Source organism: Micromonospora sp. WMMC250 (assembly GCF_027460215.1).
Lineage (GTDB): Bacteria > Actinomycetota > Actinomycetes > Mycobacteriales > Micromonosporaceae > Micromonospora > Micromonospora taraxaci.
In genome coordinates this window covers 7,400,441-7,420,732 of the sequence record NZ_JAPZBJ010000002.1, presented here as the reverse complement: position 1 = coordinate 7,420,732, position 20,292 = coordinate 7,400,441, and the positions used below count along the sequence as shown (strand labels likewise).

General features: G+C 69.2%; 21 protein-coding genes and 3 pseudogenes. 11 read left to right on the top strand and 13 right to left on the bottom strand.

Annotation, left to right across the window (positions count from 1 at the left end; translation table 11 throughout):
- Positions 1 to 202 precede the first annotated feature (202 nt).
- The 4 genes from O3438_RS33785 to O3438_RS33770 are packed head-to-tail and all read right to left on the bottom strand — an operon-like array spanning position 203 to position 3,519.
- Complete coding sequence (locus O3438_RS33785; protein WP_269683506.1) at positions 203 to 994, bottom strand: cytochrome c biogenesis CcdA family protein; 792 nt, start codon at positions 992 to 994, stop codon at positions 203 to 205.
- Positions 987 to 1,571 carry a TlpA family protein disulfide reductase gene (locus O3438_RS33780; protein ID WP_269683505.1) on the bottom strand — a complete coding sequence of 195 codons (585 nt, stop codon included), beginning with the start codon at positions 1,569 to 1,571 and terminating at the stop codon, positions 987 to 989. Before O3438_RS33780 ends, O3438_RS33785 begins: the two co-directional genes overlap by 8 nt.
- Positions 1,572 to 1,597: 26 nt before the next feature.
- Complete coding sequence (locus O3438_RS33775; protein WP_269683504.1) at positions 1,598 to 1,948, bottom strand: ArsR/SmtB family transcription factor; 351 nt, start codon at positions 1,946 to 1,948, stop codon at positions 1,598 to 1,600.
- Positions 1,945 to 3,519, bottom strand: coding sequence for a cytochrome c biogenesis protein ResB (locus tag O3438_RS33770; RefSeq protein WP_442929754.1), 1,575 nt, complete (start codon positions 3,517 to 3,519; stop codon positions 1,945 to 1,947). The genes O3438_RS33775 and O3438_RS33770 overlap by 4 nt, the downstream gene beginning before the upstream one ends.
- A gap of 172 nt (positions 3,520 to 3,691) precedes the next feature.
- Between O3438_RS33770 and O3438_RS33765 the strand changes: the two are divergent.
- From O3438_RS33765 to O3438_RS33750, 4 genes and pseudogenes are all read left to right on the top strand, one after another.
- Positions 3,692 to 3,995: pseudogene (locus O3438_RS33765) on the top strand (helix-turn-helix domain-containing protein).
- Positions 3,995 to 4,466, top strand: a pseudogene (locus O3438_RS33760) (cobalt transporter); the annotation flags it as partial. The pseudogenes O3438_RS33765 and O3438_RS33760, both read left to right, overlap by 1 nt.
- A 387-nt stretch (positions 4,467 to 4,853) precedes the next feature.
- Positions 4,854 to 5,255 carry a BlaI/MecI/CopY family transcriptional regulator gene (locus O3438_RS33755; RefSeq protein WP_269683851.1) on the top strand — a complete coding sequence of 134 codons (402 nt, stop codon included), beginning with the start codon at positions 4,854 to 4,856 and terminating at the stop codon, positions 5,253 to 5,255.
- Between the two features lie 74 nt (positions 5,256 to 5,329).
- Entirely contained in the window at positions 5,330 to 6,217 is an 888-nt protein-coding gene (locus tag O3438_RS33750; protein WP_269683502.1) for a M56 family metallopeptidase, read from the top strand.
- Between the two features lie 490 nt (positions 6,218 to 6,707).
- Here the strand turns inward: O3438_RS33750 and O3438_RS33745 are convergent, their stop codons facing one another.
- From O3438_RS33745 to O3438_RS33735, 3 genes are all read right to left on the bottom strand, one after another.
- A complete protein-coding gene (locus tag O3438_RS33745; RefSeq protein WP_269683501.1) occupies positions 6,708 to 7,343 on the bottom strand; it encodes a DUF305 domain-containing protein in 636 nt (211 codons plus the stop codon).
- Positions 7,344 to 7,425: 82 nt separating this feature from the next.
- Positions 7,426 to 8,010, bottom strand: coding sequence for a DUF3105 domain-containing protein (locus tag O3438_RS33740; protein ID WP_269683500.1), 585 nt, complete (start codon positions 8,008 to 8,010; stop codon positions 7,426 to 7,428).
- A 226-nt stretch (positions 8,011 to 8,236) separates the two neighbouring features.
- Positions 8,237 to 8,446, bottom strand: coding sequence for a hypothetical protein (locus O3438_RS33735; protein WP_269683499.1), 210 nt, complete (start codon positions 8,444 to 8,446; stop codon positions 8,237 to 8,239).
- A 329-nt stretch (positions 8,447 to 8,775) separates the two neighbouring features.
- On the opposite strand from O3438_RS33735, the gene O3438_RS33730 reads away from it, so the two are divergent.
- From O3438_RS33730 to O3438_RS33715, 4 genes and pseudogenes are all read left to right on the top strand, one after another.
- Positions 8,776 to 9,990 (top strand): sulfite exporter TauE/SafE family protein, encoded by a 1,215-nt coding sequence (locus tag O3438_RS33730; RefSeq protein WP_269683498.1) that lies wholly within the window; start codon positions 8,776 to 8,778, stop codon positions 9,988 to 9,990.
- A 22-nt stretch (positions 9,991 to 10,012) separates the two neighbouring features.
- Complete coding sequence (locus O3438_RS33725) at positions 10,013 to 10,240, top strand: heavy-metal-associated domain-containing protein (RefSeq protein WP_238452771.1); 228 nt, start codon at positions 10,013 to 10,015, stop codon at positions 10,238 to 10,240.
- The gene (locus tag O3438_RS33720; RefSeq protein WP_269683497.1) at positions 10,237 to 10,713 is read left to right on the top strand and encodes a DUF2752 domain-containing protein; all 477 of its coding nucleotides are present in this window, start codon (positions 10,237 to 10,239) and stop codon (positions 10,711 to 10,713) included. Before O3438_RS33725 ends, O3438_RS33720 begins: the two co-directional genes overlap by 4 nt.
- A 257-nt stretch (positions 10,714 to 10,970) precedes the next feature.
- Positions 10,971 to 11,150: pseudogene (locus tag O3438_RS33715) on the top strand (IS630 family transposase); the annotation flags it as partial.
- 26 nt (positions 11,151 to 11,176) lie between these two features.
- Here the strand turns inward: O3438_RS33715 and O3438_RS33710 are convergent.
- Both O3438_RS33710 and O3438_RS33705 read right to left on the bottom strand, forming a co-directional pair.
- Positions 11,177 to 11,833, bottom strand: a complete 657-nt coding sequence (locus tag O3438_RS33710; protein WP_269683496.1) for a cation transporter — start codon at positions 11,831 to 11,833, stop codon at positions 11,177 to 11,179.
- A complete protein-coding gene (locus tag O3438_RS33705; protein ID WP_442929753.1) occupies positions 11,830 to 12,192 on the bottom strand; it encodes an ArsR/SmtB family transcription factor in 363 nt (120 codons plus the stop codon). The genes O3438_RS33710 and O3438_RS33705 overlap by 4 nt, the downstream gene beginning before the upstream one ends.
- Positions 12,193 to 12,411: 219 nt before the next feature.
- Between O3438_RS33705 and O3438_RS33700 the strand changes: the two genes are divergently transcribed.
- Positions 12,412 to 14,358: an MFS transporter gene (locus tag O3438_RS33700; protein ID WP_269683495.1), complete on the top strand. Its 1,947-nt coding sequence runs from the start codon at positions 12,412 to 12,414 to the stop codon at positions 14,356 to 14,358.
- A gap of 502 nt (positions 14,359 to 14,860) precedes the next feature.
- Here O3438_RS33700 and O3438_RS33695 read toward each other — a convergent pair.
- Complete coding sequence (locus tag O3438_RS33695) at positions 14,861 to 16,381, bottom strand: MFS transporter (protein ID WP_269683494.1); 1,521 nt, start codon at positions 16,379 to 16,381, stop codon at positions 14,861 to 14,863.
- Positions 16,382 to 16,467: 86 nt separating this feature from the next.
- A complete protein-coding gene (locus O3438_RS33690; protein WP_269683493.1) occupies positions 16,468 to 17,388 on the bottom strand; it encodes a cation diffusion facilitator family transporter in 921 nt (306 codons plus the stop codon).
- Between the two features lie 158 nt (positions 17,389 to 17,546).
- Between O3438_RS33690 and O3438_RS33685 the strand changes: the two genes are divergently transcribed.
- The gene (locus O3438_RS33685; RefSeq protein ID WP_269683492.1) at positions 17,547 to 17,891 is read left to right on the top strand and encodes an ArsR/SmtB family transcription factor; all 345 of its coding nucleotides are present in this window, start codon (positions 17,547 to 17,549) and stop codon (positions 17,889 to 17,891) included.
- Complete coding sequence (locus O3438_RS33680) at positions 17,891 to 18,649, top strand: cation transporter (RefSeq protein ID WP_269683491.1); 759 nt, start codon at positions 17,891 to 17,893, stop codon at positions 18,647 to 18,649. Before O3438_RS33685 ends, O3438_RS33680 begins: the two co-directional genes overlap by 1 nt.
- Before the next feature lie 143 nt (positions 18,650 to 18,792).
- Here the strand turns inward: O3438_RS33680 and O3438_RS33675 are convergent, their stop codons facing one another.
- Positions 18,793 to 19,488, bottom strand: a complete 696-nt coding sequence (locus O3438_RS33675; protein WP_269683490.1) for a hypothetical protein — start codon at positions 19,486 to 19,488, stop codon at positions 18,793 to 18,795.
- Between the two features lie 197 nt (positions 19,489 to 19,685).
- Entirely contained in the window at positions 19,686 to 20,273 is a 588-nt protein-coding gene (locus O3438_RS33670) for a TetR/AcrR family transcriptional regulator (RefSeq protein WP_269683489.1), read from the bottom strand.
- Between the last annotated feature and the right edge of the window lie 19 nt (positions 20,274 to 20,292).

Genomic DNA, 20,292 nt, shown 5'->3' with positions numbered 1-20,292 from the left:
ACCTTTCCTCGTTCTGTTGCTGCTCGTGAAATAGGCTGCGTGGACGCGCCCCCCGTCGCGGGCGGTTCGAGCCGCCCGCCGTTTTGCCGCAGGTCGGTCAGATGCCGTCAGGCCGCGAGACCCGAGCACCGCCTCCACCGTCGACAGCCGCCCGACACGTCCCATGTGGCGAGCGTGGCGGGTGAACGTGCCACCTCGCCGGTCATATGCCCACCTGCCCTGGGCCCACCGTGGCGCGCAACCAGATGGTGAACGCCGACCACCAACCGGTCATCAACGCGACCCCGACCGCGACGAGCAGCAGGCCGCCCACACGGGTGATCGCCCGGCTGTGCCGACGGGCCACCGTCAAGGCGCCCAGCACCCGGCGCAGGCCGAGCCCAAACAGGACGAACGGTGCGCCGAGGCCGACGCAGTAGGCCGACGCAAGGGCAACCGCCCGGCCAGTGGTGGCGTCCACGGCGGCCAACGCCAGGACCGCTCCGAGGGTGGGACTGACGCACGGCACCCAGCCCACACCGAACACCACGCCGAGCAGCGGCGCCCCAGCCAACCCGGGCGCGGGCAGGCGCCGCAACCGCCGCTCGTACTGACCTACCGGGACCAACCCGAGGAAACTCAGCCCCAGCACCACGGTCAGCCCGCCGGCCACCATCTCGACGGTGCGGGCGTGGACGAGCAGCAGCCGTCCCGTGCCGGCCACGGCGACAGCGGTGAGGATGAACACGACGGTGAACCCCGCGACGAACAGCACCGTGCCGGCCAGCATCCGGCCCCGAACCCGCACAGTGGCGACAGCGGTCGTTGTGGGTGGCCCGCCACTCGCCGGGCGAGCCAGATCATCACCGGCCATACCCGTGATGTAGGAGACGTAGCCGGGTACCAGTGGCAGCACGCACGGCGACAAGAAACTCGCCAGCCCGGCCAGCGCTGCCACCCCGAGGGCAAGCAGCAGCGGACCGGAGGTGGCCACCCCGGCGAAGACTTCACCCACCGCTGGGACGCTCCCCCGCGATTTGGCGGATCAACGGCTCCAACTCCCGCTGCGTGACCGCCTTACGAAGCACCACCGCCACCCGCCTTTCGCGGTCGACGATCAGGGTGGCCGGGATGGTATTGGGCGACACATCGGTATAGCCCAACGCGATGCGCCCGGCCGAGTCGAACAGGCTTGGATACAGTTCCCGGCCCTCAACGAACGCTGTGGCCTGGTCCCGTCCGTCGCGGATGTTGATCCCCACGAACCGCACCCCGAGGTCCTTGGTCGCGGTGTAGGCGCTGTTGAGTTCGTCGGCTTCCGCCCGGCAGGGCGCGCACCACGACGCCCAGAAATTGACCACGACGACCATGCCGTCGAGGGTCGCCGGGTCGAACCGGCTGCCGTCGAGGACCTCGCCTTCCAACGTCGGCGCTTGACCGCGCTCGGCCGCCGCGTAGACCACGCTGGCCCCTGCGGCGACTCGTCCAGCGTCCGCTCCCTGCACCACCTCAGTGCCGGACTGACCACCGTCACCGGGCGGCCCGCCGGCACAGCCGGCCACCGACAGGGCGAAGGCCGCGAGCACGGCCATCGTGGGCAGCCGCCGCGAGGACACGTTCACGACTGCTCGCCGCCCGGCTCGGCGCACAACGTCACCGGGTGCCCGCTGTCGGCCAGCAACTCCTCGGCTGCGCGCAACAGGGTCTGCAGACTCGGGGCGGCCAACCGGTACAGCACCGACCGGCCCGGGCCCGGACGGCTGGCCACCAACCCGCAATCGCGCAGGCACGCCAGATGCCCCGACACGCCTGACTGCTTGCCGCCCACCGCCCGCACCAGTTCGTTGACCGTGCGTTCACCGTCGAGCAGCGCGGTCAACAGCGCCAGGCGGGTCGGCTCGGCCAGCCCTCGGAAGAGCCGGGCGGCGACCTGGGCGTCTGCCTGCGACGCCACCGCCAGTATCGTCATGTGCGGACATTATCAGCCGAAGCTGACACCGGGTCGGCGGCCGTCTCATCGTCGATGCCGTCGGGCCGCGACGGCGGACCGACCGTGGGCGCCGCGCCCGCAGCGGCCACCACCGCGGTGAACTCGGCGGCGAACCCGGGATAGTCGCTGCGGGGTAGGCCGCCCGCGGTGATGGTGCAGTGGCCGCCTGTCGGAGTGAGTCGGAACCACACCCTGCGACGGCGCACGGACAACGTCGCTACCAAGCCCACCATCATGACGATCACGCCGGCCAGCACGACGGGCTCACCCGGATCGTGGCGCACGGTCACCGTGATCCACCGGCGGGTGCCGAGGAACTCCAGGGCCGTGCCGTCGTCCAGGGTCCACCGCTCACCCGGCCGCAGCATCTTTGCCTGCCCCGGCAGTTGCTTGAGCCGACCGCTGTCCAGGGCCCGGCGCGGCACCTCGTACACCGACTGCGGCACACCCGTCTCCAGGCCGAGGTTGCCACGGTAGGCGGTCAGCAGCAGCCCTGGCGCCCGCTCCGCCGGATGCGCCGACAGCGACGGTGGGCCTGACGTGGGGACGGTCGGCACGTACACCCCGGAGAACGCCACCTGCCCATCGGTGGACCGTTTCCCGGAGCGCGTGTCGGCGTTGGCGTCGGGAAAGATCGCCGCGCCCTCACTAGTGGTCATTTCGTCGATCGGCAGGAACGGTGACACGGACGTCTGGAAGCGGCCCTGCCGGTCGGTGTAACGCAGCACCGGAGCGTACCCATGCCCGAGCAGGTACAGGTTCGCCCCGTCCAGCCGCAGCGGCGTGTTCACCTCCAGGCGATGCCGGCCCCACTCCCGCTGCGGGGTGGACCAGCTGACATCCGCGCGGAACACCGTCGGCTGGCCGTTGTCGAGGAACTCCGCCTGGAATCGGTCCAGTTCCACGCAGTACGCGGGCAGGTCACCGGGCTGCAGTCGGGGCCCCAGGCCGTACTCGTCGAACTGCTGCAGGTTCGTGCAGAACCCGGTGTCCGGTCCAGCCACCAGGATGCGGTTGCCGTACCAGCCCCACCCGTAGCCGATCGCTACCCCGCCCAGCACCGCTAGAAGCGCGAAGTGAAACAGCAGATTCCCGGTTTCCCTCAAGTATCCCTTCTCCGCTGCCACCGTCACTTCGCCGCCGTCACCGGCGCGCACTGCCACTCGGTAACGCCGTGACCGCAACAGCGACCGCAGCCGCTCAGCAGCCTCGGGCGCGGCGGACACCGAGACGCCGACCTCCGCGTGGACCGGTAACCGGGCGAAGTTGCGCGGCGCGGACGGTGGACGCCGCCGCATCGCCGCCACGTGCTCACGCAATCGCGGCAGCACACACCCCACCAGTGAGGTGAACAACAGCAGGTAGATCGCCCCGAACCACGGCGACGAGTACACATCGAAGAACCCGAAGCGGTCCAACCACCGGCTCAACTCCGGATTCTCGACGCGATAGGCGTCAACCTTCTCTACACCCAGGTTGCGCTGCGGCAGCACCGAACCCGGCACCGCCGCCACAGCAAGTAGGAACAACAGCACCAGCGCGGTGCGCATACTGGTCAACTGCCGCCACCAGCCACGACCCAGCCGTGTCACCAGCGTCCAACCGCGTCGCTTCACCACACACCCTCACTAACCCGAGCGATTTCATCGACGCCGGCCGACGATAGCAACCAAATCCGATGCCCCCTCACTCCGGTCGACGGCTAGGCCGACTTCCGCCCAGATGGATTGCACACGCTCGGGACAACAGCACCACCACGGCGGAGCCCGGCTCATGCTCGCGTTACGCGATGGACCCGGATATCCGGCGACTTGCTGACCTGCTGGGCGCGACTCGGCAGAACCCTGCCCAACCACTTGGCGTGCCTACGGGGCTGCGCCCTCGTCTTCGCAATCCCCGAGGGGCACCGCAGCCGCTAGCAACTCGCCGACGCCCGGGGCCCACAAACCCTCGGCGATCTCCTCGGCCTGTCCTGGCCGTCGATCCAGCCGCCTGCCAGGCCGCCGAGTCCGAGGAGTGCTGCTGATGAACACGCCACTGCCGCTCGTGGCGCTCGGCCCGTCATCGGCCCGGCGCTCGACCCTGATCCGGCGGGTACGTCTGTTCGTCGCCGCAACCATCACCTACAACATCGTTGAGGTGATCGTCGCGATCACCGCCGGGACCATGGTCTCCTCGACCACGCTGATCGGTTTCGGGCTCGACTCCGTCATCGAGGTCGCCTCCGCGACCGCGGTCCCGTCTAACAATTCTCCGGCCCTGACCACGAACGCCGGGGACGCACCGCGCTGCGCATCATCGCGTTGTCGTTCCTGGCCCTCGGCGCCTACGTTTCTGTCGCATCGGTCCACGCATTGGTCGGCGCGGACCGCGCGCAGCGGTTGGTCTGGACCTGGCCGCGGTGTCCCTGGCGGTGATGCCGGCGCTCGCCCGCGCAGCGCGTCGTGCGGGACGGGAAGTCGGGTCGACCTCGGCCGTCGCCGACTCCAGGCAGACCCAACATCGTCAACTGTCTCATCCGACGCGATCTGGGGACGATACTCATCCGGCGATCGATCGTGGGCTCTGGGATTGGTGCCAACTCTGCTAACCAGCCGCGCGCCGTTGATCTCGGCGAGCGCGGTGGGAACGATCAGCAAGGGTCGGCAATCCCCTGATTGCCATCGCGATGAAGTCCTCCGCTGGACTGGCCGGATACCTTCCAGCGTCAGCTTCGACTGGCGCTCCCACTCTGCTCCGGCACCCCCGAGATCCTGTAGTCGCAGCAGGGGTGGCCTACGGTTGCTGATCATCGACGCGAGAGGCTGGATTTGGCTGACCTGCAATAGAGCCGGGCTCCCCCTGTTGTGACCCTCTGAGGTTGGCCGGCCCAGCTTCAACTCCTATGCTGGTTAGGTGTTCCCGATCGGAGGTGGGTGTGCGAGGGTTCGGCGAGCTTGAGGCGGCGATCATGGACCGATTGTGGGTCCGCAATGCGTCGGCGACGGTGCGGGAGGTCCATTCGGATTTGCTGCCCGATCGTGACATTGCCTACAACACGGTGTTGACGGTCGTGGACAACCTGTACAAGAAGGGGTGGCTGCGCCGCGAACGCGAAGGGCGTGCCCACCGGTACCAGCCGACCCGGTCGCGAGAGGAGTACGGGGCGCTGCTGATGCGCGACGCCCTGGACGAGGCCGGCGACCCGGCGGAGGCCCTGGTGCGGTTCATCGGTCGGATGAGCGCCGACGAGGCTGCGGCGCTGCGTCAGGCCCTGCAGGCGCACGAGCGGAGCGACGCCAAGTGACCGGAATTCACTTGCTTCTGTTCGCCATTGCCGTTTCGACGCTGGCACCGCGGGGCCTTGCCAAGGCGGGCTGGGTGTACCGGTCGCCGAGGCTGGGCATCGCGGCCTGGTATGCGGTGCTTGGCGCGGTGCTCACGGCGGCGTCCGGGGCGGTGCTGGCCGTGGTGGCGCCGTGGCAGGCCGCCACTGCCCCGGCCTGTGTGGCGTGGCGGTGGTGTGTGCAGGCTGCTCGTGGCGAGTTCGGTCTGCTTGGTCGGACAGCGGCATCTGTGGTCCTTTTGGCGGGGTTGGGGTTGACCGTCCGGCTGCTGTTGACTGGTGTGCGGCTGGCGCGGGCGGCGTCGGCGCGACGTCGCACTCATGTGCGGATTCTCGCGATGACGGGATGGACGGTGCCAGAGCTGGGCGCCACTGTTGTGGACAACGCGCAACCAGCTGCCTATGTGGTGGCCGGGCACGGCCGCCGGGTGGTGGTGACGACTGGTGCGCTGCAGCAGCTTGCCGGCGACGAGGTGGCGGCGGTGCTCGCGCACGAGCGGGCTCACGCCGCGGGCCGTCACGACCTGCTGTTGGACGGGGTGCGACTGCTGCACCAGGCGTTCCCGCGTATGGCGCTATTCGCGTTGGCGCATGTTCAGTTGTGCCGGCTGGTGGAGATGCGAGCCGATGAGGTGGCTACCGCCCGGCATGCTCCGATCAGCCTGGCGCGGGCCCTGGTAACGATGGCGACCGCCAACGCCATCGACCATGGGACGCCAGCCCTGGCCGGGGTGGTGGCGGCGACTGGCGGTGACGCTGCCGAGCGGCTGCACCGGCTGTTGACCCCACCCGCACCACTCGGCCGCGCGCAACGGGCGGGGCTGGTGGCGGGGATCACCTCGCTGGCGTTGGCCCCGGCCGTGGCGCTCCTGGCGGTCCAGGTGTTCCCGGTGCTCGGGATGTGTCCGGCGTTGCCCTTGTGACCACACCAGGACGCGCCGGCCCTCGACGCGGCCGCTGCTGGTAGTGGTCGCTGTGGTGGCGGCGATGCTGGCCGCGCCGGTACGGCTACGGGTAACCGGCCAGGCAAATCACGGTGTATCAGGCGGTGACCAGCGAGACTTCCACTTCGATCCCTGAGCCGACACCGCCGCGCTGCTCCGGCGCCGAGTTCGCGGCGACGGAGCCGTAGTTGGGGTGTCGCCCGGCAGGTTGTGGCATTCGGCGTGACCGTGGGCAAGGATGCGGCTGGCGTTGGGGTTCGTAACCGAGGGCCGCCCCGCCGAGTTGGTTCTCGACGGGCAGGATCGCCTCGTCGAGGAGGTGCTGGTCGACGCGAGGCATCTGGCCCGCCGCCGGTTCGTCTACCCAAGCCACACCGAGGAGGAGGCAGGGGTCTACCCGATGCCGGTTGGCGCGGCTGCGGTGTGCCCTCTCGTTGGGCACAGGCGCCGCCGACTCAGGGGCCGCTGCCTATGACGGCTTGGCGCCGTTGCGGGCCAACACGGCCATGAACGCCGTGATCTCGTTCTGCTGACTGGTTTTCATGGATTCTGCCAGGGAACGAACCTCGGGGCGGTCGCTGTGGCGCAGGACCTCCTCGGCCATCATGATCCCGCCGAGGTGGTGGCGGATCATCAGCTGGCTGTAGAGGATGTCGAGGTCACGGCCGTTGGCGGCCCGCAGCCGGTCCAGCTCCTGCCGGCTGGCCATGCCGGGCATCCGCCCGTCGGCGGTCAGTGTGTGGCCGGGCATCCAGGCCATCGCCGGCCGGCTTCCGGTTGGCGGCAGCTGCCACTGGTCGAGCCAGTCGCGCATCGTGCCGACCTGCGTCTGCTGGGTCAACGCCACGTCCAGGCCGATGGTTTGGATCTCAGGGTCGACCGAGCGCCGGTAAGCGATGATCGACATCTCTATGGCCTGCGCGTGGTGGGTCTGCATGTCGCGGGCGAACCCGGCCTCGGCCGACCCGTCACCAGGGCGGGAATCGGGTACGAGTAGGCCGATGGCGAGACCGACCGCGAGGGCCACCAGTGCGGCGAGCCCGCCGAGCAGGTAGGCACGGTGTCCGGTGCGGGCGGCGGGCTCGCCGGTGGGCCGATCGGTCATGGCTTGGTGCGTCTCCGTTCGGCGTTCTGGGGTGCGGCCTCCGCACCGCGGGTGTGGCCGCGCGTGGGTGGGGGTGCCGGTGTCATCCTCCGGGCGTGTTGTGCGGCGTGGTGCCGGTGGCGGTGACCCCGTTCGAGCAGGGCGCGCCCGGCTCCGGTGCGGCCTTGATCCGGAAGTCCCGGATGAACTGGTCGACGCGCGGGTCGGCGGCGGTGTCGAGCTTGAGCTGGTAGCCCCACGCCTGCAGGGAGATCGGCTGGTCCAGTCCGGGGAAGGGCGACATGAACAGGTAAGGCGTGCCCCGGACCTTGCCGGCGAGGGTCTCGATCTGGTCGGCGGGCAGATCCGGTCGGTAGGTGATCCACACGGCGCCGTGTTCGAGGCTATGTACCGCGTTCTCGTTCGCGATTGCTGCCGGGTACACGTCGCCGATGCAATCCTGCCAGATCGGGTTGTGATCGCCACCCACCGGCGGGCTCACCGGGTAGGCGACCACGCCCCTGACGTGGTTGCGGGTGAGCATCTTCGGATCGCTGGCCCGGTAGTTGGTCAGCCCGGCGATGTTCGTCCCAGCCGGCTGTCCGCCATCGCCGCGGGTGACCGCGTATATGGCGTACCCGATGATGGCGGCAGCGAGGACGCCTACCGCGACGAACGTCGCGATCAATGCTGGCGAACGCCCACCAGCCACTGCTTTCGCCACGGGGCGGGGCGGCTTCGGCCTGGCGCCTGATCGGTTGGGCTTCGCCATGGCTACCTGACCCCACATCGCTCATGCGTGGCCCCGCCGCGCAACCGGGCCAACTGTTCGCTGCTCGTGTTCTGCGGCTTCTCGTGCCGTGTGCGGCACGGACACACCGGAGGCGTCTCGGCGGTGGCGAGCGTCAGGTCGGTCATGCCGTCGCGCCCGTTCCGGTGGATACCTGCTGGCCGGGCTGGCCGGCGCGCAGGGTCGCGACCTCAGCCCGCAGGGCGGCGATCTCCTCCTGGCTACCGGGCTGCGGCCCAGCACTCGTGTGGTTACCCCGCATCATCATCCACATCATCGCGCCCATCATGAGCGGGCAAACGAGAATGGGCAGCAGGTAGACCAGCTTCTCCATGGCGGTTACTTCCTGTCGTGAGTGAGCTTGCGACGGTCGAGGGCGCGGCGCAGCGCCCGTGCGGAAAGCACCGAGGGTGATCTCCTCCCCCACCCTCCCGGCAAGCAGGAAGGTGGCTAACACCGGCCTGACCAGCAGATCTCCACGGAGGGCACTCCCAAGAACCGACCTCCTAAACTCCTTAGGAGCTTAGGAGGTAATGTGGCGAGCGTCCACCGAAGGAGGTGCCTGTTGGTCCGCCGAACTGACGGGACCGCGCTGCCTGTCGCAGCTCCGCGCCACCGTCGACCCCGGCCAAACCGGCAATTAATCAACCAAAGGGATCAGTTGTGAATCTAGGTGCTGTACTGGTCACCGGCCTGTTCGCCGGTGGCGTCTCCTGCGCCGCCGTACAGGGCGGGCTGCTCACCGGCCTGGTCACCCGCCAACGCAACGCCGGACCGGCGGCTCAGCCCGGGGCGCGGGCCAAGGCCACGGTGGGCGCCGCCCAAGGGCCCGCGTCAGCAAAGTCGTCCGGGAAGGCGCCCGGCAGGACCCCACCGCCGGCTCGCAATCCGCAGCAGCAATGGCGTGCCCGCACCATCGAACCCCCGAAGCCGCTGGGCGTGCGCGCGGTGGCCGGGCTGCGCACGCTGCGGGCGCAGGCGGGTGACGACTTCGCCCCGGTCGGGGCGTTCCTGGGCGGCAAGCTCGTCTCCCACACCCTGCTGGGTGCGCTGCTCGGCGCGGTCGGCGGCGCGGCACAACTGTCCCCGACGGCGCGGGTGTGGACCCAGCTGGCTGCCGGGGCGCTGATCATCGCGTTCGGGCTGGCCCAGCTGGGTGTCCCCGGGTTCAAGAAGTTCACCCTCGAGCCCCCGGCGGCTTGGATGCGGTTCGTGCGCGGCCGGGCCCGTTCCCAGGCCGCTTTCGCCCCCGCCCTGCTCGGCTTCTTCACCATTCTCGTCCCGTGCGGGATCACCCTGTCCGTGGAAGCCCTCGCGTTGACCTCCGGCTCCGCGCTGTCCGGCGCCGCCACCATGGCCGTGTTCGTCATCGGCACCAGCCCACTGTTCGCGATCCTCGGCTACGCCGCCCGCAGGGCCGCCGCCGCCTGGCAGGGCCGCCTCGCGGTCGTCACCGGCCTGGTCGTGCTCGGTATGGGCCTGTACACGCTCAACGGTGGCCTGACCCTCGCCGACTCTCCGCTGGCCGCCCGCAACCTGTCCCAGACCGTCGGCGTCCAGGCCCCACCGCCGGTCACCGACCCGGCCGTGGTGCACCCGCTTGGCGACGGCCGGCAGGAAGTCATCGTGACAGTCCGCGACGCCTCCTACAGCCCGAAGAACATTGCCGTCCGTGCCGGCGTGCCCACCACGCTCGTCATGCGCTCCGACGGCGTCGTCGGGTGCACCAGTTATTTCGTGATCCCCTCGCTGGACAAGCAGTTGGCCCTGCCGCGAAGCGGTGACACCCGCATCGACCTCGGCGTTCTGCAACCCGGCGCGCTGCGCTACACGTGCGCCATGGGCATGTACAGCGGCCAACTCACCATCACCCCCTGACAGGAAGAACAGGAGCCTCACCATGGGACAGACAGTCACCCGCACGTTCACCGTCGAGGGCATGCACTGCGCCAGCTGCGGCATGCTCATCGACGACGCCCTCGAAGACCTCGACGGCGTCACCTCCTCGGCGACAAGCCTGCGCGCCGGCCAGGCGAAGGTGGACCTGGACCCTGACCGGTGCGCCCCCGACGACGTGATCGCCGCCATCGCCGAGGCCGGCTACACCGCCCGGCTAGACGCACAATGAGCAGCCTCGCGGGCGCGGCGGGAATGCCGGCGGCGCCGGACCGTCCGCGCGGTTGGCTACGGTTCACGCCGCTCTGGGCGCTGGGCGTGCCCGCCGCCTGGTTCGGCTACGTCCTCGCGTTTGACCCCACCGACCGCGTCGGTGACCCGACCGGCCCCTGCCTGTGGCACATGGCCTTCGGCATCGACGGACCGACCTGCGGCATCACCCGAATGACCTGGTACCTGCTACACGGTGACATCATCGACGCCGCCCGCATGCACCTGGCTGCCCTCGCCCTGGTCCCGGCCGGCGCCTACATGTGGCTGTGGTGGATCGCCGCCTGGGTCTTCGGCAGGCAGCTACCCACGCCACGGATCAGCATGCGCACCGCGATCGGCGTCGCCATCGCGTTCCTCGTCTACTCGATGGTGCTGCGCAACCTGCCTTGGGCGCCGTTCACCTGGTTCTACGTGCCGGACCTGATCGCCTGACGGCCCCTCGACCTCCACGCAAGAACAGCACCAAGAAAGACGAGATCGGCGAGCCGTAAACACAGACGTCGCACGAGACAACCCGACAAGCGGCCACCGATGGGGGTGGCGGCAGTCCCACTCACCGCCGCCTGATCCGAAATCCCACCCTCGCCCACCCCGGCTACGGGCCCGGCTACGGGCCCCGACTCCGAGGAAGACAACCTTCGGCGGCTGCGCCAGCGGCTGTGAATCAGCGTCGCTCTCGCCGTCCCCGTGCCGGCTCCAACCACCCGAACCATCCGGCGCTGACCCGAAAGCTGCGGACCTACCTGCGCTGGCGCAACGCCAACGCCCGCCACCCCGACATCCTGGCCGCCCAACGCCGCGAACGCGCCTGCATTCGCATCCGCAGCGAACGACAACGACGCTGGGGCCAACCCGCACCCGAGAGCGTGTCGCCGGGACCGAGGGTCGAGCGCATTCAGTCATCGTCGTCATCGTCTTCGACGAGTTCACCTTCCCAGGCTTCGCGGCCTTCGTGGATGGCGAACGCGGCGATGACGAACCCGGCCAGCGGGTCCAGCCAGGCCGCGCCGGTGACGGCGTACAGGACGAGGCCGGCGAGGGTAGAGATGCTCAGCAGCACGCAAATGCGGGTCTCGGCGGCGTCGGCCAGGATCAGCCGGTCCCCGCCGAGCTGCATCGCCACTTTCTTCTTCGCTGCGGCCAGCACCGGCATGATGATCACAGAGAGGGCGAGCAGCACGATACCGACGATGGAGGTGTCCGGTTCCTCGCCAGCGATTAGGTCCCGGATGCCTTCGATCACGACGTACGCGGCGAGGACGAAGAACGTCACGGCGACGGCTTTGAGGGTGCGGCGTTCCTTGACCTCGTCGGCCTCGCCGTTACGCAGCCGCGCGGCCAGGCGCAGGCCGACGAGCACGGCGGCGGCGGACTCGATGCCGGAGTCCAGGCCGAACCCAACCAGCGACACCAGCCCGGCGAACAACCCGGCAGTGATCGCGACCCCGCCTTCGACGACGTTGTACGCAACTGTGAATTGCGCCAGCCGCAAGCCCCGGCGGGTCAGCCTTTCCGTCTCGGCCTCGCTCAGCGCGGACGGCTGCGCGCTCACTGGCCACCGTCCGCTGCGCAGCCGTACGTGGGGCACAGCGCGACGGCCTCACCGGCCGCAGCGAGCAACTGCTCGGCAACACCCAGCAAGTCCATTAGCTCCGGTCGAGCGAGACCGTAGAACATCTGTCGGCCTTCCGGGCGCCCGGCCACCAGGCCGCAGTCACGCAGGCAGGCCAGGTGCGCTGAGACGGTGGACTGCGCCAGCCCGAGCGCGGTGGTCAGGTCCACGACGCGCCGCTCCCCGTCGGCCAACCGGCGCAGGATTGCCAGCCGGGTCGGGTCGGCCAGCCCGCGGAACAACGCCACCGCCGGTGCCAGATCGTCGGCGGGTCGGACCCCCACCAGATCACTATTCATCGCCACAACACGATGATAGCGTGATTGTCTGATCAATCGTCAAGTGCCGGTGACAGCGGTCATCAACGATCGATTGGCGGTGTGGCGGTGAGAACAGGAGAACAATCCGGCAACCGCCGGTGGTGGGTACTCGGGGCACTGGCGTTCAGCGGGTACTCGGGGCACTGGCGTTGAGCGGGTACTCGGGGCACTGGCGTTGAGCGGGTACTCGGGGCACTGGTGTTGAGCGTGCTGACCCTCGGGCTGGATCTCACGATCCTGAACGTGGCGTTACCGACCCTGGCAGCCGACCTTGCGGCCGGCACCAGCGGCTTGCAGTGGATCGTCAACGCGTACGTGCTGGTCTTCGCCGGGCTGATGCTGCCCGCCGGAGCCCTCGGCGACCGGTACGGCCACAAGCGGCTGATCGTGGCCGGCCTGCTCGTGTTCGGCGGGGCGTGCCTCGTCGCGACCTGGACCGAGTCGGCGGCCGGGCTGATCGCCGTGCGGGCGGTGATGGGAGCCGGTGCGGCGATCGTCATGCCGATCGCGCTCGGTGTGCTCACTGTGCTGTTCGACGATCGGGAACGCGGCAAAGCCGTCGCGCTGGTCGTGGTCGGCATCGGCGCCGGACTCCCGCTCGGGCCGATCCTGGGCGGCTGGCTGCTGGAGCATTACTGGTGGGGCTCCATCTTCCTGATCAACGTGCCGATCGTGGCCGCAGCGAGGTTCGCGATCGGGGCGCTCATGCCTGAATCGCGCGACCCGCAGCCACCAGCGGCCGACCTTCCCGGGGCGATCACGTCCACCGCCGGGCTGATCATCCTGGTCTACGGAATCGTCGAGGCTCCCGACCGCGGCTGGGGCCATCCCCTCGTCCTGGTCGCGTTCGCCGCCGCGGCGGTGCTGCTGACCGGTTTCGTGGCCCGGGAACTGCGCACCGCCCAGCCGATGATCGACCTGCGGCTGTTCCGCAACGCCCAGCTCGCCTGGGGTGCCGGAAGTGCGACGCTGGCCAGCTTCGCCCTGTTCGGGCTGCTGTTCACGCTGCCGCAATACCTGCAGTTCGTCCAAGGCGCCGACGCGTTCGGCACCGGACTACGCCTGCTCCCGCTGATCGGCGGCATCGTCGTCGGCGCCCCGCCCGCGCAGCGCCTCGCTGCCCGCACCGCCTACCGGGTTCCCGTGGCTACCGGGCTGCTGCTGACCGCCGCCGGACTTGGCCTTGGCGCCACCACCGACGTGGACAGCAGCTACAAATTCGTGGCCGGCTGGCTGACGGTGGCCGGGCTCGGCGCCGGGATGAGCCTCACCCCAGCCATGGACGCTGTGCTCGCCGTGCTCCCCCCACAACGCGCAGGCTCCGGCACTGCACTGACCATGGCGCTGCGGCAGGTCGCCGGCGCGCTCCGCGTCGCCCTACTCGGCAGCCTGCTCGCCGCCGGCGCCGCCGTCGCCGCGATCGCCGCCGTCGTGACCACCGTGTTCCTACCCGGCCGCCCCCGCCGCACCGAAAAGCCACGACGACCACCGCGACGCACAGCCGATAAGCCACCACGATGGAGAGCACGCATGTTGATGAACCAGAAGGAGACCGCGCTGATCAACTCGCCGCCCCGGCGCTGGCTGCAACGCTGGTACGAAGTGCCCTGGCTTCGCCGCCTCGGCGGCACCCTGCCCCCTGACGCCCGCGTCCTGGAGATCGGCTGCGGGCCCGGCTACGGCACCCGCCTCATCTTCGAACAGTTCGGCGCCGCCCACATCGACGCCCTCGACCTGGACCCGATGATGATCACCCGGGCCCGTCGCCGGCTGACCGCCTACAGCGACCGGGTGCGGCTGCACACCGGCGACGCCGCGGATCTGCGGGCCAGCATCGGCGCCGACGACGACAGCTTCGACGCGGTGTTCGACTTCGCGATCGTGCACCACATCCCCTCCTGGCGTACCGCCGTCGCCGAGATCGCCCGGGTGCTACGCCCAGGCGGCACGTTTTACTTCGACGAGGTCACCGCCCGCGCCCTCGCCCGCCCCACCTACCGGATGCTGTTCGAACACCCAACCGACGACAGGTTCACCGCCGAGCAGTTCCTCACCGAGCTGCACCGCCAGGGCCTGCACGTCGGCGTGCGATGGCGTGCCCCGATCGGCGGTGATTACCTCATCGGCGTCGCCGATCGGCAGTAACACCTGCCGCTTGCCAACACCCGCAGGTCGCAGCGGAGGGTAGCCGGTCAACACTGGGCGCAGCGGCCGGTAGCCGTTGGTATCGAGCTGATCCAGCTTTGCGTCGTCAGTGTCGAGCAAATGGGCCGTAAAGTCCGCGTTCTCGGGGTGTGTCGGCCAGATCCTTGATGGCGGCACGGCGGTCACCACCGCATAAGAGCCAGATCCAAGGCGACCCCCGGGAGTCGCGTCCGTCCCAGCCAATCTGATCCCATGCAATTCATCGACTTTACGCCGGATCAAATCTGCGGAGGACCCACAGATTTGTTAACGCTTCCGGGGCGACGGGGCCACCACCAGCGAGGCCTTCGGCACGCCGAGCTGCCGCTCGGGATACCACGACCGTGCTGGCGTCACGGGCTGGCTGGTGGCCACACACCAGCGTTCCCCTGCAATCCGTAACCGTTCGGGCCCGATTGGTAGCGGGACCGCAGCAGTGCCATGACTGCCCTGCTGGCGCCTTCTACGATTGCGGGGCGATGGGGTCGATGGTCGGGTGTTCGCCAATTCGGGTGGGCATGAACAGCATGGTCGCGACGGCGCCGAGCGTGGTGACGGCGGCGCAGGCGATGAGGACGTAGATCATGGCGTCGACGTAGGCGTGGTTCGCGGCGTCGGCGAGCGCTGGTAGGCCCAGACGGTCCGCGACGGCCAAGGTCGCGGCGATCGACTGTGTCGCGGTGTCAGCGCCTGGCGCTGGGAGGCCGGTGGTGTCAATGCGGTCGGGGTAGGTCGCGGACAGCAGGCTGCCGAGCAGGGCGACGCCAAGGGCTCCGCCGGTTTGGCGCATGGTCATGGTGATGGCGATGCCGGCGCCGGAGCGTTCGGGTGGCATGACCGCGAGCACCGCGTCCATGGCGGGGGCGAGTGTGGCGCCGATGCCGAATCCGACGATGGTGTGCCAGGTCGCGATGAATCCGTAGCTGCTGGCGGTGGTGGTCAGGGTGCCGGTGAGGAGTCCGGCGGTGGTGACGGTCAGCCCGGCGAGGATCGGGGTGCGGTGACCGGTGCGGGTGGTGAGGCGGGTGGCGATGCCGGCACCGGCGACGAGGCCGGCGATGAGAGGCAGCAGTCGCAACCCGGTGTCGAGGGCGTCGAGTTCGAGGACGAACTGTAGGTGCTGGGGTGCGACGAACAGCAGCCCGAACAGGGCGAAACTGGCGAGGGTGGCGTTGATGGAGCCCCACCGGAACTGTCGGTTCCGAAACAGGCGCAGGTCGATCAGGGGCTCCTGGTGATGCAGTTCCCACCAGGTGAATCCGGTGAGCAGGATCGCGGCGGCGATGAGCGCGGCGATGACGGTAGTGGCGGTCCAGCCTTGTTCGGGGGCTTCGATGACGGCGTAGACGAACGTGACCAAACCGGCGGTCGACAGGACGGCGCCGACGGGGTCTAGGCGTGGCGGGTTGGGGTCGCGGGACTCGGGCAGAAACAGGGCGACGGTGATGGCGCCGAGAGCGACGATGGGCAGGTTGATCAGGAAGATGGTGCCCCACCAGAAGTGCTCGAGGAGGTAGCCGCCGATGATCGGGCCGAGCGGGATGCCGACGCCCATGCCGGCGACGAGCACGGATACCGCGCGGGCGCGCTCGGCGCCGGCGAACAGGGCGGTGAGGGAGGCGAGGGTGCTCGGCATGATGAGCGCGGCGCCGACCCCGAGCCCGGCGCGGGCGGCGATGATCTGGGTGGCGGTGTCGGCCCAGGCGGCGGCGAGGGACGCGGCGGCGAAGACGGCCAGACCGAGGAGCAGGCCGCGGCGGCGGCCGTATCGGTCGGTGAGCGCCCCGAAGGGGAGCAGGAGGCCGGCGAAGAGCAGGACGTAGGCGTTGACCATCCATTGCAGTGCGCTGGTGTCGGCGGTGAGGTCGGTGGCGATGGTGGGCAGGGCGACGTTGAGAATGGTGATGTCGAAGCCGATGGCGACGACGGCGACAGTCAGTCCGGCCAGGGCCCAGCGGTGTTGGGGAGCGTTGGTCGCGGTCATGAATGGGTGCCCTTCGTTCGGGGGCGGTTGAGGGCGTGCGGGATCTGCCGGCGGCTGGCGGCCGGCGTTGCGGTGGTGGGGCTTGGCTAGGAGTGGGTGGGGTGTTCGTGGTCGGCGTGGCTGGCCGGTTCGAGTTGAAAGGTGCTGTGTTCGACGTCGAAGTGCCCGGCTAGGCAGGCTTGCAGGGCGTCGAGCAGTTGTGGGGCGTGGCCGTCGTGGAAGCAGGAGTCGTCGACCACGACGTGCGCGGTGAGGACGGGCAGTCCTGAGGTGACGGTGTGGACGTGCAGGTCGTGCATTCCGAGGACGTGGTCGACGTCGGTGATGTGTTGGCGGATCTGTTCGAGGTCGGCCTCGGCGGGGGCTGCTTCGAGCAGGATGTTGACCGCGTCGCGCAGCAGCCGCAGCGCGCGTGGGGCGATGACGAGGCCGATGAGTAGGGACACCATCGCGTCAGCGCGGGTGAAGTCGGTCAGCGCGATGACCGCGGCGGCGGCGAGGACGCCGACGGAGGTGGCGGTGTCGGTGGCGACTTCGAGGAACGCGCCGCGCATGTTGAGGCTCGCGTCGCGGGCGCGGTAGAGCAGCGCCACTGCGACGAGGTTGCCGACCAGGCCGATCGCTCCGAAGACGGCCATGCCGGCGGGTTCGACGGCGGCTGGTTCGAGGAGCCGCCGGATGCCTTCGACGAAGACGTAGACGCCCATTCCGGCCAGGATCAGGCCGTTGACGGCGGCGGCGAGGATCTCGGCGCGTGCCCACCCGAAGGTGCGCCGCCCGGTCGCTGGCCGTGCGGCGAGCAGGGCCGCGCCGAGGGCGAGGGCGACGCCACCGGCGTCAGCGAGGACATGCCCGGCGTCGGCGAGCAGCGCGAGGCTGCCGGTGACGACCGCGCCGATGACTTCGACGGCGAAGATCACCACTGACACCGCTAGCACGCCGGCCAGGGCTCGGCGGTGCCGCCCGGTCGCCGTCACCTGATGGCTGTGGCCGTGATCGTGGCCCATCAGTGGGTCTCCTTCACCGTGTTCGTCGCACCGTCAGCGTCGTTGTGCTGGCCGACCAGACCGCAAATCATGCTCACATGCGCATACTAAGATGAGTTGATCCGGCCTCGTCAAGACTCACCGGGAAATAGTTCAGCATTCTGTTTATTCATTTGATGATGTACTGTTGGTTGGTGGAGACGCTTACGTACGGGCAGGTTCTTGCCCGCTTCGGTCATGCCCTGTCCGATCCGGTCCGCGCTCGCCTGCTGCTCGCACTGCGCGAGGGACCTGGCTATCCGGCGGACCTCGCCGACCTGCTGGGCACGAGCCGGCAGAACCTGTCCAACCATCTGGCGTGCCTACGGGGCTGCGGCCTCGTCGTTTCCGTACCGGAGGGCCGCCGCAGCCGCTACGAGTTGGCCGACGCGCGCCTCGCGCATGCCCTCGGGGACCTTCTCGGCCTGGTCCTGGCCGTCGACCCTGCCGCCTGCTCGGCGGCTGATTCCCAGGGGTGCTGCTGATGGGCGCGCCTTTGCCGCTGGTGTCGCTCGGCCCGTCGCCGGCCCGCCGGTCGATCCTGATTCGGCGGGTGCGCCTGTTCGTCGCCGCGACGATCACGTACAACGTCATCGAAGCGGTCATCGCCATCAGCGCCGGGAGGATGGCCTCCTCGACCGCGCTGATCGGGTTCGGGCTCGACTCCGTCATCGAGGTGGCCTCGGCCGCCGCTGTCGCGTGGCAGTTCTCCGGACCCGACCACGAACGCCGCGAACGTGCCGCGCTGCGCGTCATCGCGGTGTCGTTCTTCGCCCTCGCCGCCTACGTGTCCGTCGAGTCGGTACGCGCGCTCGTAGGCGCGGACCGTGCGGAGCACTCCACGATCGGCCTGATCCTGGCCGCGGTGTCCCTGGCGGTGATGCCGGTCCTGTCGACCGCGCAACGTCGCGCCGGACGCGAACTCGGGTCAGCCTCGGCCGTCGCGGACTCCAAGCAAACCCTGCTGTGCACGTACCTCTCGGCAGTGCTGCTGGTCGGGCTGGCAGTCAACTCGCTGTTCGGCTGGTGGTGGGCCGACCCCGCCGCCGCGTTGATCATCGCCGCGGTCGCGGTCAAGGAAGGCCGCGAAGCCTGGCGCGGCGACGCCTGCTGTACTCCCGGCGCCGCCCTGCGCATTCCCGCGGAAGGCAACGCCGGAAACGGATGCGGCGACGGGTGCTGCACCACCGACAACGGTGGATCCGATGCGAGCCACCGCGGTCACCACGTAAGAGGTGGGTGACGTAGTCTGCGCTGGCGGTGCGGCCAGTGCCCAAGATGTGGCAAGAGCCGTGGCTCTGCTGGACGCCGCGGGTCTCGTCTACACCCCGGCAGGCCCGATGGCGTTGGCGTCGGGCTGTTCCTGCTCGGAGCAACACAGACGAATCAGCGAATCTTCGCAAGCTCCTCCGGCCACCGCTGGCGGGCAACACTGCCTTGCCACTGGGCCACCGGATCCGAACCGCCACCACGGGCCGCGGCGCGGTCGACGACCGGGTGATCAGCGCCGCCGACCAACTGGTGCGTCCCACGTCCCTGCTCGGTCTTCGCCGCCAGCACATAGGTAGTTCCGGTGCGCAGGAGTGGTTCGCCCTCCACTTGCCAGCTGTCCTTGCCGAGCGTCCCGCCCAGTTGCACAACGCGCAGCGTCTTGACCGGCTGGCCCTTTAGGGTCTGAGCAACGGTCACGTCGAACACCGTGTAGGGCGTGCCATCCCGCTCCTGCACGTCCGCGACGCGGTCGACTGTGCCGACGACGACGTAGTCGGCGAACCCCGCCACCTTCGTCTCGTCGCCGACGTCGAAGGAGTAGGAGGAGTGCACCGAGTGCGCTTCACCTGGGCGCAGCGAATCGTAGGCCAGCCAGCCCCCGGAAGCCACCGCGACGGCGGCGGCACCTGCGACCAGTGGTCGAACGAGGCTGCGGTTCACGCTCAGTTCCCCCACCCCTTGTAAGGCGAGTTGATGTTCCACGCCTGCAGGTCGTTGTTCATCGCTGAGTTGCAGCAGGCGCAACAGGTGTCCATGACCATGATCCCGGACCTGCGATCGAGCTTCAGAACGGTTGAACTCGTGCGTCACCACATCGTGCTTTCTGGGACTCGTTGTACGTGTCCGTGTAGTGCGTCTTCAGCTTGATGTCGCCACCGCCGGCGCTGCAGTCGAACCAACCCGGACGGCTGTCGCTAGAGGACGTGTAGTCGAAAACACCCCACCTCAGCGTAGTCGTCCTGGACGAATTGCGGGTGAATCAGGACACCGCGGTTGGCTCAATCCCGCTATATGTCGGCCCGCGTGTAAGCGGCCAGGACGGTCTCGGAGATGAGGCGTGGCGCGTCTGTCTGCTCTAGCAGCCCGTTGGCCACGTCCAACGCCGCGCCCTTGAGCAGGTGGTGCAGGACGCTGGTCAGCCAGGTCGCCGGAAGGTCGTCCCGAAAGGCTCCTTCAATTTGACCGCGACGGACCAACTCGTCGACGCGCTGAGCGGGTCCGGCGTGCAGTTGCTGTATCCGTCCTGGAGGCAGCGCCATCTGCGCCGCTACAAGCACGGCGCTCGCCCGGGCGATCAGCAACCAACTCGACTCGATCAGGACGCGTAGTGCCCGCCGAGGGTCGCCTGCAAGATCCAGACTCGCCAGGACTCCCTCCCCCTCGGCTATCACTCGTACCAGCGCAGCCTCGATGAGGGCGTCCCGAGTCGGGAAGTGCCCGTAGAGAGTCACTCGACCCACTCCCGCGGCCTGGGCGATCTCGCTCACGCTTGCGTCGGCGTTTCGACTGAGGCAGATGATCGCGGCGTCCAGGATCTTCTGCACGTTCTGCCGGGCGTCGGCTCTGCGGGCCTGGCTGGTTCCCGAGTGGGACATCCAACTCCTCAATTTGAAC

Excerpts from the sequence above, each read along its gene's own strand:
- O3438_RS33685 (WP_269683492.1), top strand. The coding sequence starts at position 17,547 with ATGTACTGTTGGTTGGTGGAGACGCTTACGTACGGGCAGGTTCTTGCC.
- O3438_RS33770 (WP_442929754.1), bottom strand. The coding sequence starts at position 3,519 with ATGCGCACCGCGCTGGTGCTGTTGTTCCTACTTGCTGTGGCGGCGGTG.
- O3438_RS33775 (WP_269683504.1), bottom strand. The coding sequence starts at position 1,948 with ATGACGATACTGGCGGTGGCGTCGCAGGCAGACGCCCAGGTCGCCGCC.
- O3438_RS33690 (WP_269683493.1), bottom strand. The coding sequence starts at position 17,388 with ATGGGCCACGATCACGGCCACAGCCATCAGGTGACGGCGACCGGGCGG.
- O3438_RS33695 (WP_269683494.1), bottom strand. The coding sequence starts at position 16,381 with ATGACCGCGACCAACGCTCCCCAACACCGCTGGGCCCTGGCCGGACTG.
- O3438_RS33725 (WP_238452771.1), top strand. The coding sequence starts at position 10,013 with ATGGGACAGACAGTCACCCGCACGTTCACCGTCGAGGGCATGCACTGC.
- O3438_RS33680 (WP_269683491.1), top strand. The coding sequence starts at position 17,891 with ATGGGCGCGCCTTTGCCGCTGGTGTCGCTCGGCCCGTCGCCGGCCCGC.
- O3438_RS33780 (WP_269683505.1), bottom strand. The coding sequence starts at position 1,571 with ATGGCCGTGCTCGCGGCCTTCGCCCTGTCGGTGGCCGGCTGTGCCGGC.
- O3438_RS33670 (WP_269683489.1), bottom strand. The coding sequence starts at position 20,273 with ATGTCCCACTCGGGAACCAGCCAGGCCCGCAGAGCCGACGCCCGGCAG.
- O3438_RS33720 (WP_269683497.1), top strand. The coding sequence starts at position 10,237 with ATGAGCAGCCTCGCGGGCGCGGCGGGAATGCCGGCGGCGCCGGACCGT.
- O3438_RS33755 (WP_269683851.1), top strand. The coding sequence starts at position 4,854 with ATGCTGGTTAGGTGTTCCCGATCGGAGGTGGGTGTGCGAGGGTTCGGC.
- O3438_RS33705 (WP_442929753.1), bottom strand. The coding sequence starts at position 12,192 with ATGAATAGTGATCTGGTGGGGGTCCGACCCGCCGACGATCTGGCACCG.
- O3438_RS33735 (WP_269683499.1), bottom strand. The coding sequence starts at position 8,446 with ATGGAGAAGCTGGTCTACCTGCTGCCCATTCTCGTTTGCCCGCTCATG.
- O3438_RS33745 (WP_269683501.1), bottom strand. The coding sequence starts at position 7,343 with ATGACCGATCGGCCCACCGGCGAGCCCGCCGCCCGCACCGGACACCGT.